Origin of the sequence: Roseofilum capinflatum BLCC-M114, assembly GCF_030068505.1 — a bacterium.
Lineage (GTDB): Bacteria > Cyanobacteriota > Cyanobacteriia > Cyanobacteriales > Desertifilaceae > Roseofilum > Roseofilum capinflatum.
The window spans coordinates 1-15,350 of the sequence record NZ_JAQOSO010000020.1; the positions used below are offsets into that span (position 1 = coordinate 1).

The 15,350-nt window shown below is 44.0% G+C and carries 10 protein-coding genes; 7 read left to right on the forward strand and 3 right to left on the reverse strand.

The features are described from left to right. Positions 1 to 169 precede the first annotated feature (169 nt). Entirely contained in the window at positions 170 to 4,060 is a 3,891-nt protein-coding gene (locus tag PMG25_RS04530; protein ID WP_283765720.1) for a HEAT repeat domain-containing protein, read from the reverse strand. A 622-nt stretch (positions 4,061 to 4,682) separates the two neighbouring features. Here PMG25_RS04530 and PMG25_RS04535 point away from each other — a divergent pair. Next, the gene (locus PMG25_RS04535; RefSeq protein ID WP_283765721.1) at positions 4,683 to 4,931 is read left to right on the forward strand and encodes a hypothetical protein; all 249 of its coding nucleotides are present in this window, start codon (positions 4,683 to 4,685) and stop codon (positions 4,929 to 4,931) included. Between the two features lie 1,152 nt (positions 4,932 to 6,083). Here PMG25_RS04535 and PMG25_RS04540 read toward each other — a convergent pair. Both PMG25_RS04540 and PMG25_RS04545 read right to left on the reverse strand, forming a co-directional pair. After that, complete coding sequence (locus PMG25_RS04540) at positions 6,084 to 6,539, reverse strand: GNAT family N-acetyltransferase (protein ID WP_283765722.1); 456 nt, start codon at positions 6,537 to 6,539, stop codon at positions 6,084 to 6,086. 83 nt (positions 6,540 to 6,622) lie between these two features. After that, positions 6,623 to 7,498: a WYL domain-containing protein gene (locus PMG25_RS04545; RefSeq protein ID WP_283765723.1), complete on the reverse strand. Its 876-nt coding sequence runs from the start codon at positions 7,496 to 7,498 to the stop codon at positions 6,623 to 6,625. A 91-nt stretch (positions 7,499 to 7,589) separates the two neighbouring features. Between PMG25_RS04545 and PMG25_RS04550 the strand changes: the two genes are divergently transcribed. The 6 genes from PMG25_RS04550 to cas10d all read left to right on the forward strand — a co-directional run bounded on the left by PMG25_RS04550 (position 7,590) and on the right by cas10d (position 15,276). Continuing rightward, complete coding sequence (locus tag PMG25_RS04550; protein ID WP_283765724.1) at positions 7,590 to 7,784, forward strand: hypothetical protein; 195 nt, start codon at positions 7,590 to 7,592, stop codon at positions 7,782 to 7,784. A gap of 10 nt (positions 7,785 to 7,794) precedes the next feature. After that, a complete protein-coding gene (cas3, locus tag PMG25_RS04555) occupies positions 7,795 to 9,975 on the forward strand; it encodes a type I-D CRISPR-associated helicase Cas3' (protein WP_283765725.1) in 2,181 nt (726 codons plus the stop codon). Positions 9,976 to 10,519: 544 nt separating this feature from the next. Further along, complete coding sequence (locus PMG25_RS04560; protein ID WP_283765726.1) at positions 10,520 to 10,744, forward strand: hypothetical protein; 225 nt, start codon at positions 10,520 to 10,522, stop codon at positions 10,742 to 10,744. Positions 10,745 to 10,902: 158 nt separating this feature from the next. Further along, positions 10,903 to 11,358 (forward strand): type VII toxin-antitoxin system MntA family adenylyltransferase antitoxin, encoded by a 456-nt coding sequence (mntA, locus tag PMG25_RS04565; protein WP_283765727.1) that lies wholly within the window; start codon positions 10,903 to 10,905, stop codon positions 11,356 to 11,358. Continuing rightward, entirely contained in the window at positions 11,355 to 11,798 is a 444-nt protein-coding gene (hepT, locus tag PMG25_RS04570) for a type VII toxin-antitoxin system HepT family RNase toxin (protein ID WP_283765728.1), read from the forward strand. Before mntA ends, hepT begins: the two co-directional genes overlap by 4 nt. Next, positions 11,791 to 15,276 carry a type I-D CRISPR-associated protein Cas10d/Csc3 gene (cas10d, locus tag PMG25_RS04575; protein WP_283765729.1) on the forward strand — a complete coding sequence of 1,162 codons (3,486 nt, stop codon included), beginning with the start codon at positions 11,791 to 11,793 and terminating at the stop codon, positions 15,274 to 15,276. Before hepT ends, cas10d begins: the two co-directional genes overlap by 8 nt. Positions 15,277 to 15,350: the final 74 nt, after the last annotated feature.

Consider the following 15,350-nt stretch of genomic DNA (forward strand, 5'->3'; position numbering starts at 1 on the left):
ACTTTTCTTTTAAAGATTGCCCCGGACTTTGAAAACCCCCTGCTTAAAAAGGGGGGAATAAGAAAGTCCCCCTTTTTAAGGGGGATTTAGGGGGATCAAAACGTACCGCATAACATCGAAAACTGCTGTAATTGTTCATTGTTCATTATTAATTTTTAATTTTTAATTTTTAATTTTTAATTGATTCCAGCCAAGATTGCAGCGCCGAGACCAAGTTCTCCTGATCTGGGGGGAAGCCGCGCAGGGGAGCATCGAGGGGAGTATGGGTAATGCAGGCAATGGAGACGGTGGGAGCGAGGAACTGGCACAGATGCAGGAGGGACTCTTGGGGGTCGCCGTTGTGCAGAATTAGGGCAATGTGGGGGCGGGGTTGGGCGTTGATGAGTTCCGTTTCCAGGTCGCAACAGTCGCTAATTTTCGGCAGGGTTTGCCCAGGGAAGAGCTGCTTAAAGATGCGGTTACTCAAGGCTTTGGCGAGTTTATCCTCATCGGTAATTTTGGTTAAGTGTTGGATATCCACACAGACGGGAGTGGTGTGGGGGGTGGGGTGCAGTTGGTTGGGGAGGTCGAGGAGTTGGGCGTTGAGGGTGTCCGTGAGGGCGGTTTTGCCTACCGGGGTTTGGTCTGCGACTTCCGGATGGGGGGCAGTGTCGAGATGATGCCAAGCGCGGTAGAAGTCGGGGTAGGGGAGGTCTTGGGCAATGTTCCAGAGGAGTTCGTAGCATTTTTTGAAGAGGTCAAAGTTGTTTTCGTAGGTTTCATCGCTCAGGTGAGGTTGGAGAGCAAAAATTATTTCTTGCCGTTGTTTATGGGTAGTGAGAATATCGCCTAGACTCTTAGCTGCATAGTGAACACTTATATGATCAGTAGAAGTTTCTATGATTTTCAGCAAAGCCTGAATAACATCGGTATTTCCTTGTCCCAATTTCCCTAGCCACTGAATTACTTCATGATAATAAATACTATCTTTATGAATTTCTAGGAGTTGAAGAATACTAGATAGCACATATTCATTTCCTAGAGTTATTTTACATAAACTTTCCATTGCCACTCTAAAACTAGAGAACATATGTGGGTTGGCAAGATATTCAATAATTGCGCGGATTGCTTTACTATCATTTTTAGCTATTCTACCTAAACTATCAAAAACCGGTTGATCGCTAATATGGGGAATAGTTGTGGTCTTGAGTATTTTGATTAAACCTTCAATTACTGCGGGGTTTCCAGGATCTATTAATTGTAGCCTTTCACAGGCTTTCCGGCAAATTTCATCTTCTGTTGTTGTGTGTATTAGATTTTCCAATGAAATGATTGCCTGGGTATTTCTAGGATCAAGCTTGCCTAAGTTATAAGCCACCTGTAAACGAGAATCCTCATCTTGAACTGTTTCCATGATTTGCATTAATTTAGAAATTGCATCAGAATTGCCAGGATCAATCAGACCTAAACTAAAAGCTGCACGCCTACAAGTATCAGGATTTTGGTTACTTTTAGTTAATTGACTTAAGACTTCTATTGCATCAGTATGTCCTTTTGCCATATTTCCCAAACTAGATATTGCATAGTGGCGAGTCTTCTCTTGTGAAGTGGTTTTGAGAATATCAACTATTCTAGCGATGGCTATTTTATTTTGTATAGCCACTTTGCCCAAACAAGCAATAACTGTTTGGCGAGTTGTTTCATTTTGCGTTTGCTGCACTAGATCTAGTAATTCAGTAATGAGTTTCTTATTTCCTTGTCCTATATCAGCCAAGCCTAACATTATAGTCCAACGTCTATAATCATATTGAGTTGTTTTTAGTATAGTCATACAATGATCTATAACTTGTATATTTTGATTCGCAATTTTCTCTATAATTCTAAAGATTGTGTTCAATCTATCTGAATTAACACATTTGTCTATGAGATGGATCAGGCAGGTAATTACTTCCTGGTTGTTACTTCCAATCTTTTCAAGAGTATCGATTTTTTGAAAAGGAAGATGTTCAAAATCTTTATCTTCAATTTTTTTGATAAAAAAAGAAACAGCATAAGAATCATATGGAGATATTTGCGCTAAGTTTTCAGCAACCTCTAACTGTATGTCATCTGGAAGATCATTAGATTGAATTAGATCTATGAGTTTATGACTTATATACCTTTTATCTGTTGTCATTAATGTTTTTCTAGAACTTTCTCTGATTTCTTCATAAAAGGCTTGCCAATGCTTGATTTCAGGATTGAAAGCACCAAATGCAAAATGTATAACTTTTGATAAAATGTTGTCTTTCAAATAGCAAGTTTTAAATTCACTGATTCCAACGGCAGCTAAAAAGTAAGCACGATACCAATACAACTGGTAACACCCATCCTCAAAATTCACCAACGCCTTAATAAACTCCTCCTTCTTCTCATCCTCCACATCCTTACGCCCCAACCACAATAAAATGACCTCGCGCCAACGAGATTCAAAGATCCGATAGGGTTGGCTCGAAGGCTGTTCTGGCGAATGATCCGACGGGAGGAAAAAGTGCCCATCTGCCACAGCACAAGCGGCAAAATACTCCTGAAACGTCAAATGGAAAAAGGCATAAACCGGCTCATCGGTGCGAGTATCCCGATAAACCACATTCAACCATCCCACATTTTTCGCTAACTCCACCCATTCCCCCAACACCTGATGCACCAACGATTCGAGCAACGGCACATTCTCGCTCATCCCCCGGAGCGCCAACTCTGCCAACTGTTGATTTAACTGTTGTTGCTGCACAAACGTCGTCGGAAACCGATCCTGTTTCCAAGCATAAATATTGCGGCAAAACTTCTCATATAAATCTGCCTTCGTTTCCGGAATCTCCCCCGGATTCAATCGCCAACTCTGACACAACAAAGACAAGCGCAACGGATTCCTCACCAAATCCAAAATCCGGGCACTTTCTGCTTCCTGCAACCTCTGCGCCAACTGTTTCCCTAACTCCGGTTCCTCCTCCCGCTCAAACCAATCGGTGATAAACTTCTCCACCTGCTCCCGTTCAAAACATAACGTGCGATAGGTTTCAAAACCCTGTAATGTCGTCAGATTACTTTCCCAGACATTCAACCGACAACTCAACACCACCCGCGCTTGCTTCACCCATCCCGTCAACGACTCGCGAATCTCCACCACCGGATTAGCCGCAGACATTTCATCTGCACCATCCAACAATACCCACACCTTCTCTGTCTTAAACCACTCAATAAACTCCTGCTTCTGTTCCCCTGTCGGCTGCAAAACTTGCAAATTTTCCTTTAACCATTTCTCCAGTAAAAACGCCTCCAGCGTCATCCCCTGCAATCGCGCCAAGGGTATCCAAATCGGATAACGTTCTGTCTTAATCAACTCCTGCCCAATCTGGTCTAACCAGGTCGTTTTTCCCGCACCCGGCTCCCCAATAATCGCCAAATTTTTCCCCGCATTACCGATAACTTTCGCTAAAAATTTCTCGTATTCGTAGCGCTCTTCGATCTCCTTTTCCGTCAGTTGATACTGCTGCATCCCCTCTTCTGCTTTGGGTGCTTCCTCTGCTAGAACTTCTTCTCCTGTCTTCTGTTGTTGCACATCTCGTCGCGGTTGCTGCTGGCGCTTCACCAATCCCAAGGGCACATAAACCTGCACCTCGTGACCCTTCTCCGTGGCACGCTTGCGCCGGGTTTTCTCCTCCCAGAAGGCGCGGGTACAGAGGTCTTTCCAGTTGATTCCCTCTTCAGGGGGTTCATTGTCTTTTTCCCATTCCGGAAACTTGACCGTCCATAACCAGTTATAGGCTTTCTCCCAAGGACTTTCACCTCCTTGAGCGCGTCCATGCTTGCTGATAATATTACAGCCATTTTCATTGAAAGCTTTACAAATTTTTTTTAACTCATATTGGATCTTGGCTTCAGGGCGTGTTAACTCGTTTACCCAAGAGAACCTCAATTCATTATGGCGCTTATCCGCATTCGCTGGATCGAAGCGAACTAAAAATGCCTCACGAGTATCCAGATAAAACTTGTACTGGTCTCCGAGATATTCAAGAAACTGCTGTTGACGTTCCCTGTTCATTTTCCCAACAGTTGAGTTTTCTCCATTATATAGATTTTTCAATTCATTAACGAAGTTGTTGCCCTCTCCCTAAATCCCTCTCCCACGGGATTCTTGACTTTACCCCCTTCTCCTGCGGGAGAAGGGGGCTGGGGGATGAGGGGCAGCCATTACATAACTCATTTAGGTTTGCTATAGATTTTTCAATTCATTAACGAAGTTGTTGCCCTCTCCCTAAATCCCTCTCCCACGGGATTCTTGACTTTACCCCCTTCTCCTGCGGGAGAAGGGGGCTGGGGGATGAGGGGCAGCCATTACATAACTCATTTAGGTTTGCTATAGATTTTTCAATTCATTAACGAAGTTGTTGCCCTCTCCCTAAATCCCTCTCCCACGGGATTCTTGACTTTACCCCCTTCTCCTGTGGGAGAAGGGGGCTGGGGGATGAGGGCAAGATCTGGGCAACTCACCAGTCAATTAACAAGAACTACTGCGTTGGTTTTCACTCTGTTCAACCCAACCTAAAAATCTAAATAGAAAAATCCTATTTGAATCCTATTTCTGCCTAATTTTATTCCTATTTGGCTTCTCCTACCGTGATTTCAGCGCCAAAAAAACGTTGAAAAATCAGGAGAAGAACGCAATGGAAAGCCAACCTAAAAATTTCTTTATTAATCCCGAACAACTGGCTAAAAATCGACAACGGGAAGCTCTGGAAAACCTGGGAACCAATTTTGTTGACCCCCATATTCAGCAATGGGTGAGTGTTCCGAGTCACACCCCGCCCATGATTCCGGCTCCTCCGGGTGTTGGCTTCGGGTGTGCTGCGGTTTGGTTGCTGGTGACGTTTGTCTGTTGCTGGATGATTCGGTGTAAAGAGTTCAGAATTTGATCTCAGTAATTTTTACCCCTAACCCCGGCGCTCCTGCCATATATCGGTCATCATTATAGTCATTTCAAATAGCGATGAGACTCCGGTTGTAGGGGCGTTGTAGATAGATTGTGGTGTCTCACTGTTGTTAGGGGTCGAGAGAGATGTCACCATCTCCCCCTCCCATTCAAAACCGTGCTTGAGACTTTCACCTCACACGGCTCCTAGCAGGTGTGACCATTGTCATTGGCATCTTGGTATCCTTAAGATAATACTCTTAATTCCCCCTCGACTAAGTTTCTTGAGGTTCGTCCCTTTTGATCCCTGGTCGTAGTCTTAACCTTCACCGCCTTGATGGTTAACTTGTCGTTCGAGGTATAGCATTCCCCTTTCGTCTGGGCAGTTACAGACTCGACATTTCACCACTGTAGGCATGATGGTTAATTGGCTCGCTATGGGCGTGTTAGGATTAATTCCCACGAAAACTGCCAGCACCTGCTTCAGTTCGTCAGCATATCCGGCTCATTACAAGCAGGCATTGGCTTCTAACTGAATCCTGCCCCCATAGACCTTGCGCTTACATTTGTCACTACCCATTAATGGGAGAATCTATGGGGTTACCTTGTTCCCAGAGATGGGGCGATCTAACTTTAGGTGCTACCTCTCCCCCAAGGTACTTTTGGGACTCCTTTGTAGGTCGGTCGATTATCCGCCTACCTTTCCCTTTATCCTTTTGGATGCAGTGTATCAGCCAATTTTACTGCTTAGTCGTTATGAGGGTTCAAGCCGGTAGTTCGCTTTCACTCACCATTGCTAGTTGACTTGAGGAGATTCTTAACGCCTTGGCTGGTGTCGGTCTCCCCTTTATATCCCGCTTCAATCCTTTGATCATGAGTCTCAGAACTGGGGATATTGTCATCTCGTCTACTTCCTTAATTGGAAGTGGAGTCCAGACGCTCTCACCGATTGAGAACCATCTCTGAGTTATGGGACTATTAGTCCCACTGGATGTACGTTTTGGGTTTTACCCAAGACTTTCCATGCAAACAAATCGCACAATCAATTCAACTATACCAGTAAGGTGGGCAGGGTCTACTGGTAGGATTTGAATGATCTGTGGCCTTCTCCTACCCACCCTACGATAGTTGTCTCATCTATTCGAGAAAGGCTATACTACTTTTCTAAGGGCAAATCAAAATGCAAAATTTCTTGTTTCCTTCCAAGTTTTGTATAGAGATTGACAGCCGGTTTATCTACATACTCGGCTTGCACGAAAACCAGCCAAGCTCCACGAGATTGACCAATTAACTTCACTTTCTCTATGAGTGATGTAGCGATACCCTTTCTGCGATAGGGTTCAGCAACCGCTAATTCATAGAGATGTATTTCACTCCGTTTTTGTTCGATTTTTTTTAATTCATAAGCCGTTAAACCTCCGATTACTTTGTTGCCAACACAGGCAACTACAGCAATGAATGTATCGCTGCTTAATACATCCCGCATATACAGATTATCTGGCCTATTGCTCTGATAGAATTCTCTTTGGTTAAATTCTTCTGCAAAGCAATCGAGAAGACTATGCATCAGTTCCAGGTCATTGGGGCCGAGTTGCTTAAGTTGGTATTCCATTATTATTAAGATCGGTCTCGATTGAGAACAGCCTCACTATAGCGCAAAGAGAAAGGATAAAGGGGTAGAACTAAGGGGATTTATCACCTATCAGTTTCAGCAATAGCGATGTCATATTGCTGACATTGCGCTTTCAGTTCTTCAATATAGCGATCGCGCAGATTCTGCGGTGCAATAATCTCACAGTTTTTCCCATAGGGGCGAATATCGCGCATGAACCAGAAGCTACTATAGATTTGCCGTATTACTTGTCGAGTAGGTGGATCGCCTTCGAGGTTGCCAACGGAGCGATCGCCGGGTTTGCTGCGGTATCCAAAGGCTAATCCTCCAGATAGGCGCAATTCTACGGTGATGTATTCTAAGTCGGATTGCCATTTTTGATTGACAGAAACAACGGCTGCTTCTTGGATGCGCTCTAGCAGTAGGCTCCAATTGTGGCAGAGTTCTTTGATATCGTGATTCCCTTCAGTTTCTTGGCAACGACAGAGCAGATATTCTCGTTTTTCAATGGGGATAATGCGAGCATAAAGAACTGTGTAATGAAACAGGCGATCGGCGGCATCTCGGTAGGAGAGACGAAAGGGTTGTTGACGGTGGATGAAGGTTTCAATTTGTTGCCTCCATGGGGGAATCGGTGTATTGAGAAAGGTTTCGATTTCTTGTCTGAGGGGGATGGAGAGTTCGCCGCGATCGCCTAATATTTTGGCGATTTCTTTGGCTTCTGGCAGTTTTCCGTAATCAACCAGTAGATTTCTCACCCGGTTGAGCAGTTCGATCCGCTCCGGTAACCAGTCGTTGTTGGGAGCGATAGAGAGCTGTTTGCGGGCGATCGCCGTAATTAATTTGGAGATATTCGGCTTTTCTCCCCATGTCATGCCGAATTCTTCAGCCAGTTGCTCTAAATGGGCTTTGTCTCGTTCGGATACGGATAGGGTGATCGATTGTCCTTTACGACTCATATTTGTCCGTACACTTTTTCTGTGTAATTCTTGATTTTCTCTATTTTCAGAACTATTATGAAAGATATCAAGCAGTTACGGACACAAAAATATGGAAATCAAGGAAACGTTAGGCGATCGCCTCTTGCATCTAATGTCTGACGGCAACTGGCACTCCACCCAGGAACTGGTAGACAGAATCAGTCATCGCTTCTCAGCCACCATGCATAGCTTGAAGAAACGGGGGTATCAGTTCGATAAGCGCTATGTGGAAAAGAATCAGTACGAATATCGGCTAATTAAGTAGGAAGACAATAATGAATGAGTATTCCATTACCCTAAAATCCGTTTATTCTTGTCCCGCAACGGAATCAAGCGACAAGATTAAACTACCGGAAAATTGGCGATTATCTTGGCATCAGTTGGAGACGTGGAAAGCCCTACAAAATCCCGATATTAATGTGGTGTTTAATACGGCAATGACGGGAGATGGTAAGAGTTTAGCCGCCTATTTATCCAGTTTGCAAAGTAAAGAATATTGTATCGCCCTTTACCCGACTAATGAATTAGCACGAGATCAAGAGAAGCAGGTTCAAGACTATATCGCCACGTTCCAACCGCGCAACGATCCGCGTGTGGTACGGTTGAGCGGGGCAGATTTGGAGATTTATGCTGAAGAAGAGGGTTTGAAGAAAGCTGGGGCGATCGCCACCCGCATCGGGCAATCTGATATTATTTTAACCAACCCAGATATCTTTCACTATCTCCATCGAGGCGCATATCTCACCCCAAAAGATAGTCCCGATCAATTATGGCAAAGACTCGATAAAAACTTTGACTTATTTATCTTTGATGAATTCCATGTCTTTGCCGCTCCCCAAATTGCCAGCGTCATTAATACCTTACTTTTAATTCGTTGTACGAATCGTCGCAAAAAGTTTTTATTTCTTTCAGCCACACCCAATAAAGAACTGAAAGAGCGTTTAGAACAGGCTGAATTTCGCTGTTGTGAAATCAATCCGATCGCCGAGAACAAGTATCAATTTCCCGATACTCCAGAGCAAGCCCAAGCTCTATCAGGAGAAGGATGGCGCAGAGTTACGGGAGAAATATTGCTGAACTTTATCCCGTTGGAATCATCGGGCAATTCTTCAGAAACTTGGTTAAAAGAGAATAGGGAGTTAATTCTACGGCAATTTCAAGATAAACCAGGATCTAAAGGGGCGATTATCCTCAATTCCATTGCCGCAGTTAAGCGACTGACTCCATTTTTCAAAACCTTACTCTCTCCCTATGGCTTCGAGGTGGGCGAAAATACGGGATTATCGGGAAAAGAAGTGAAATCTCAGTCTCTCTCGGCGGATCTGGTGATTGGAACCAGTACCATTGATGTGGGGGTTGACTTTAAGATTAATTTCCTATTCTTTGAAGCCGCAGATGGGGGTAATTTTATCCAGCGCTTGGGACGTTTGGGACGGCATGAAGGTTATGACAAAGATGGAAACTCTATCCGGTTTGATGGCTTTACGGCTTATGCTTTGGTTCCCCAGTTTCTGGTAGAACGACTGTTTAGTGGAGAAACTGCACCGCTAGAAACTGGAATGTGTTGCGATCGCCCCTTTTTCCACCAGCAGATTACTGACAACTATCGCCAAATCAATGACTTTCGCGGTTACTATGCTCGGTGGGGTGCGGTGCAGTCGATGGTTTTGTGCAGCAAATTGAAGCATAAGACGATTCGATCGGTTTACAAGGATAGTGCGGAAGTGTTTGAAACGACAGCCGAAAGGATTTTTAAGGCACGACTGAAAACCATGTTTGGTGTGAGCAAACGATGGGAAAAAGAATGGCAAGAGTTATCCGGCAATACAACAGGTAATCCGATTTTAGAAGATGCGGCAAGTTTCCGGGGTTCGAGTAGCTTGCAATATGGTTTATACGATCTCACAGAAGCTCATGAGGCAGATCGGTTCAAAACCTATGAGTTACCGGGTATTTTGGCAAACTTGGAGGTGGAGGTGATGACGGAGAAGGCGTTTATGTATTTGCTTCGGGAAACGGGCGATCGCCTCAATACCGTGATTCCCAAAGGACAATTTCGCCATTGCTTGGGATTTATGAAACTGCACGCTTATCGAGAAGAGCGCCTTAATTGGCGGTTTACTTATCCCGGAGATCTGCAACCCGTGGCAGATGCATGGAAGGTTCAGGTATTGGTGGGTTTGGAAGTTTGGCAACCCGAAAATCCTTGGATCGATGGCATTAATCAGCGTCTGAAGCGTCAGGGGTTGGTGAGTTATGTGTTGCGGTTTCCAGTGGGTGAAGTGCGATCGCGTCTACGTTTGCCGATGCACTTCCAGATTTACCCCATCAGCGATGCCAATAGTCTGCTCGATCCTAGCGCACCTTATTCTATTGCCTTCGGACAATCGGCACTCCTGATTGATACTCTCGCGTACACCTTAAAGAGCAAAGGAGATGAACTATGGATAGCTTAGAGTCTTTATCCCTCATAGGGATTAGGCTACTTGGAAGAGTAGGGGGAGGGAAACGATCGCCAGCACGTAGACAAGGCATTTTTTCAATCCCTAATAGGTATTTATACTACTTAAGTGTAAATAAGTATTTGCACTTAAGCATTGTCCATCCCAGTGTAGATCTTAGGGGAAAAGCCGATACAATGGCAAGAGTGTCCCCAAAAAATGGTCAATGCATTGTCAAACGTGATAGACACTTAGCAAAAAAACATCTATACTCAAGATGTAGGGTGAAGACGTTCAACCAATCTATGGGAAACGAACGCGAACAGGTAGATAAAGCTACAATCCTCGCTCTCCTCAGATGGGTGTTAATCTGGCACGAATACTGCAAATCCTTTCGAGATGGACGGTTTGTAGAAAGAGGTCGATTCCAATTCAATCTGTCAGGACAGTTGGGTCAGCTATACAGTAGTCCTCTAAACCAGAGGACTAACCTTGCAAGTTGTCTTATAGCAAGGGTTGAACTTCTTCACCTATAGACCTCACTATGGAGCATCTTCACATGAAGAAAGCACAAGAGTCTGAGCAACCTCGATTATTTATTCCTTATTGTCGGCAGCCATTCTTAGAATACAAGAAGAAGACTCGCGGAAAAAATAGGGAAGGGTTCAAACTGATTGAAGAAGCTGTGAGTTTGTTTGAAGTACAACTTCAGAGAAATGACATCCAGTCTCCGGAAGTTCAAGCGGCAGTTCATGAGTTTGTTCAGTTTGTTCAAGGCAAGTAGGCTTACTCTAAGAAGGGATAAAATCACCCTAATTTAGATAGCGCAGAATACTTGCAAACTCAAATGTTCATTTGTGGATAGATTCTTAGCTTTATTGGCTGAGGATCTGTCCCAGCATGGAAAAAATATTGAAATTTGATTTTAGTAGAGATTAAGATATGGATGCAGAAATACAAAGTTCTCTCCAAAGTCTTCATGAAAGTTCCCAACAAATACTAGCTAAAATGCCCTATCTTAAAATGCTGGTTTTGTTTGGTTCTCGCGCTAGGGGAGACAATCAAGAAAATAGTGATTGGGATTTTGCCGTACTCTATGATGAAGAACTCAGAGAACCCATCCTAAAACAAAATGCCTGGAGATGGTTAGAAGCCTTTCACATTCTCGGAGAAATCTTTGGATTAAATGACGATAATATGGATATTGTCGAACTCAATCACTGTTCTCGCTTAATTGCTCATTATGTGGCACGAGATGGAAAAGTCATCTATGAGCAAACACCAGGAGAGTTTGAAAACTTCCAGCGTAATTATCTGATGAGTGATACAGAATTAAAACAAATGCGTCGTGATCTTCGGCAAAAACTAGAACGTTCTTTACAGAGGAAAGGAGTATGACTGAAGTCGATCCTAATATTGTTTTAAGGAAGCTGGATTTTCTGGATGATTACCTTAATCGACTAGAGCCTTTTTGTGCCATCTCGTTCACAGACTATCTTGCTGATTCCAATACTCAATTAATTGTTGAGCGATTATTACAGCTTTCCTTTCAAGTCGCGATCGATGTTAATCGCTATTTGTTGAAGACTCTCAATATACCCCAACCAGAGAAGAATTTTGATACATTTGAGGAAATGAGTCGCTGCGGTATTCTTACTCCAGAATTGGCGAAAATATTAGCACCATCCGGTAGCTTAAGAAATCGATTAGTCCATATGTACGATGAAATCGATCCGGTAAAAATCCACGAGTGTATTCAACTCGCTCTACAGGAATATCCCAAGTATCAAAGACAACTGATCCAATATTTAGATACCCTAGAGGACGATCATGGCTAAAAAACGGAAATCTGAATCTGAAACACATCAACTTTCCTTATTTGATACGCTCCCTAATCCAGAAATAGAGGAAAATCTAGAAATAGACGAAGATCTAGAAGAGGGATGGGAATCAGAAGAAATCGATCTCAGTTTAGACAAAACGACTCGCGAAACAGCCTCACCCCCTGCCGAACTGCTGACGCTGAAGCTACTCAAACAAGCCATTTCAGCCGAAAATCCAGGCGATCGCATTATGGCTGATTTTGCCGAGTATGTGCTTCCCAATTTACTCAAATATACGATTGGCGTAACGGCTAAAGGGGGGAAATATTTCGATCGCCTAGATGAAGAGCGCGAAGAAGGGTATAATCGCCGCAATGCTGCCGATCAATCCTTAAACACCCATCTACTCAACGGCTTATTCCCCGCAAACTTAGTAGAACGAGAACTGCAAAAACTGAATACCACCGTGCGCCGGGAAATTGACGAGCCAGAGCGCCGCTTACTCATTGCTGGCTTTATTCTCCATGACTTTGAGAAATTTGCCGATGTGCCAGGAGACTGCCGGGATCTGGAGAAAGAAGAACATCGCCAGATTATTGCCGATAAAATCATCCAATTGGGATTAGATCGGTTTTTAGATCCCGAAAATTCCCAGGGTTATCAAGACTATATTGATGATTTACTCTGTGTTGCCTACAACGCTCAGAGACGATGGGGAACAAACTGGAATTTTTCCGAATTTGGACTTAATCCGACTTTACGCGATCGCACTCTCATTTGCCTAGCCGAGCTTGCCTGTTTAGCCGACTCCCTTTCCTCCATCATCAAACATCCCCAAGATGCAGAAACTCCGCGCCTACAACAACTCATTCATAACCTCAGCGATGGACAACTAAAATTTACTTATCACAGCATTTCTGAAAACCGAGGCGTGCTAACCAATGTTGTCAACAACGCCTTAATGGAAGCCCACACAGCTCTAAATGCCCCCTCTCCCGTGGGAGTTGACGGAGAAGGCAACGCAGCTCTAAATGCCCCCTCTCCCGTGGGAGAGGGGGTTGGGGGAGAGGGCAACACATCTCCCGTGGGAGAGGGCAACTATTACAAACCCTTACTCTACCTTCCCACAGGCGTAATTTACCTCGCTCGTCGAGATGCTCCCCCCATTTCCAGGGAAAACTTACCCAACCGAGTCGTAAACAAAATTAAAGCCTTATGTCGAAATCAATTAGTGCTGCGACAAACCGGATTTAGTCGCGATGGCAAAGGCATGAAATATGCCGACTACTACGAACAATTCTTTGATATCGCCGGTTTAATGCAAGTCGCACTAAAGGCAACCTTACGGATTTTACATGATAAAAAACCTTCCGTTGCCAAAAGCCGCAGCGATAACTTAATCAAGTTTCAGCACAAACAGGTACTCTCAGCCGACTATGACTTTAACTTCAGCGATGATATCAGATGCGATCGCCTCGCAGAATTTGGAGATGCCCTCACCCGCAAGATTTGGGGCGAGCAAGTGGGCAAAATTGAAGCTACTCGCAAAAAAGATAAGACATTACCCCCATTACCCAATCTCGATCTAGTGCATGAAGTCGCCAAATTCTGGCAACTGGAACAATACTTACCCCAAATTCGCGAAATTCAGCAGATTAACCAGAGCTTAAAAGCCTTAAAACTCAAAGGAAATACCGGAGGCGTTCCCTATGAATGGTACTTTCTCGCAGCTAAATATCTCCAACATCATCCCGGTATCGAAGACGTGCGAGAAACCTGTGAAAAGCTAATTTCCCATATCGCCAAACTGATTAATCCCATTGTAGAGCAATATTCCCTAGCCGATGGTTGGGAAGATGTGCGCTCATGGGTAGAACAAGTGGTGATGTTACCCGATAATCAACCCCAAGAATTGGCAAAAGCTGACATCTTTTTCAAAGAATTGGAGCATTACCAACTGGCGAAAAAACCTGGACGCGGAAAACAGCTCATTTGCTCCATTTCCCATTCCCCCTATAGTGTCAGCGAACAAATGGAGTCAGCCGTTTTATTTACTCCCCAAGTCTACACCAATAAACAGATGTTAGGCGGCTCTAATGCCAAGCGCAATATCTCCAGTATTTCCGGTACAGAGATGATGCTCAGGCAAATTTTGATGAATCAAACCCAAGCCGTGGGTAAACGTTTTGAGGATGGCAAATATCGCTATCTCTACTTTTATCCCACCTACTACTTCACCCCAGAAACCAACACATTTTTGCATCAAGCTTACCGGAATATTGCCCAAACTCGCTTTAATACGAGTCTGCGTAACCATTTTATCAATGATGACTTACAAGCCGATTTTAGCCGAGAGAACTACCAAAGCGCCGATATTTTTCTGATCGAGGAAGATTTAGACATCAAAAAAGCCTTACCCGAAGATGATAAAAATCGCAAATTTGACCGCACGTTTAAGCTCTCCTATCCCGAAAATCAACCCCTCACCTTCTACTTTATGGCACTCCCCCCAGGGCGAGATCCCACCGATACCGAATCTTGGGTAATGCCAACTTGGTTAGCCTTCGCGTTTCCCCTAATTTTAGATGTGAAAACCGTTGTTTCTGAATCTCCCATTCCCCCGTTCAAAGATGGGGCAGAATTCGAGCAAACCGTGTTCCTCGATAGCGCCCCCCAAGCCTTTCAATCCTTAGTTCAAGCCAATTATTTTCGCCTCGACTATATCCTCGAAGGCTGGAAAGAAAAGCACGGAACCAAACTTTATCCTGCACCGCTTAAAGTTCTCACTGCTGCCTATGCTATTCACCTTGATGTTAACGCCAAACAAGTCAAAGGAAAATATGATGCCAACTGGGGCAAACTCTCGGAACTGGCGCGAGATTTACAAACCAGTCCTCTGACGGTTTTTCATTCACTCAATGCCTGGATACGCCGTCAAAGTATAGAGAATATTCCCCTGAAAAAAGTCCGTCTCTATGCCTATGCCTTTTATCCCTGTTTCGATCCCTATTGTACCTATGAAAATCAGGAGTTAATTGTGTCTGAAGAATCTCCGTTAAACCATCCCAAAAAACTGACCGAACTCTATCGCCAATTTTATCGCGCCAAGCAGCGATATAATCCCAAAGCTAATGCAGTATTGAAACCCATTGATATTGCGGCTGATACCATTCTCAATGCTGAATCAATTGTTTTTCAAGGAGAAGCCCTAGTTGAGGCTGTTGCAGCTAAAGTTTTTAAACTTATGGATCGAGTACATGGCTCGACAGCAGACGGTTATCCTCCATTGAAAAACAGAGAAGAAGAACGACAGAAAATATTGGAGTTTGCCCAATATTTTGTCGTGGAAGTTTTCGAGAAGTCTTTTTCGGGCGATCGCGCCCGTTTAGCCGGACGACAAATTAACTTGATTCGCGATACCTGCGAATTCCTCTATCGCCTCGAAAATGACCAAGAAAATCAAAAAGATCGGGAAAGCAAAGAAGACTCATAGGGGCGGGTTTTATATCAAGTCCGAACTTCTTTCTTTTTACATGGACATTCAGATCCCCCCGAACCCCCCTTAAA

What these genes read in the sequence shown, in the direction of transcription:
- PMG25_RS04530 (WP_283765720.1), bottom strand. Translation starts at nt 4,060, where the DNA reads ATGAACAGGGAACGTCAACAGCAGTTTCTTGAATATCTCGGAGACCAG.
- PMG25_RS04535 (WP_283765721.1), top strand. Translation starts at nt 4,683, where the DNA reads ATGGAAAGCCAACCTAAAAATTTCTTTATTAATCCCGAACAACTGGCT.
- PMG25_RS04540 (WP_283765722.1), bottom strand. Translation starts at nt 6,539, where the DNA reads ATGGAATACCAACTTAAGCAACTCGGCCCCAATGACCTGGAACTGATG.
- PMG25_RS04545 (WP_283765723.1), bottom strand. Translation starts at nt 7,498, where the DNA reads ATGAGTCGTAAAGGACAATCGATCACCCTATCCGTATCCGAACGAGAC.
- PMG25_RS04550 (WP_283765724.1), top strand. Translation starts at nt 7,590, where the DNA reads ATGGAAATCAAGGAAACGTTAGGCGATCGCCTCTTGCATCTAATGTCT.
- cas3 (WP_283765725.1), top strand. Translation starts at nt 7,795, where the DNA reads ATGAATGAGTATTCCATTACCCTAAAATCCGTTTATTCTTGTCCCGCA.
- PMG25_RS04560 (WP_283765726.1), top strand. Translation starts at nt 10,520, where the DNA reads ATGAAGAAAGCACAAGAGTCTGAGCAACCTCGATTATTTATTCCTTAT.
- mntA (WP_283765727.1), top strand. Translation starts at nt 10,903, where the DNA reads ATGGATGCAGAAATACAAAGTTCTCTCCAAAGTCTTCATGAAAGTTCC.
- hepT (WP_283765728.1), top strand. Translation starts at nt 11,355, where the DNA reads ATGACTGAAGTCGATCCTAATATTGTTTTAAGGAAGCTGGATTTTCTG.
- cas10d (WP_283765729.1), top strand. Translation starts at nt 11,791, where the DNA reads ATGGCTAAAAAACGGAAATCTGAATCTGAAACACATCAACTTTCCTTA.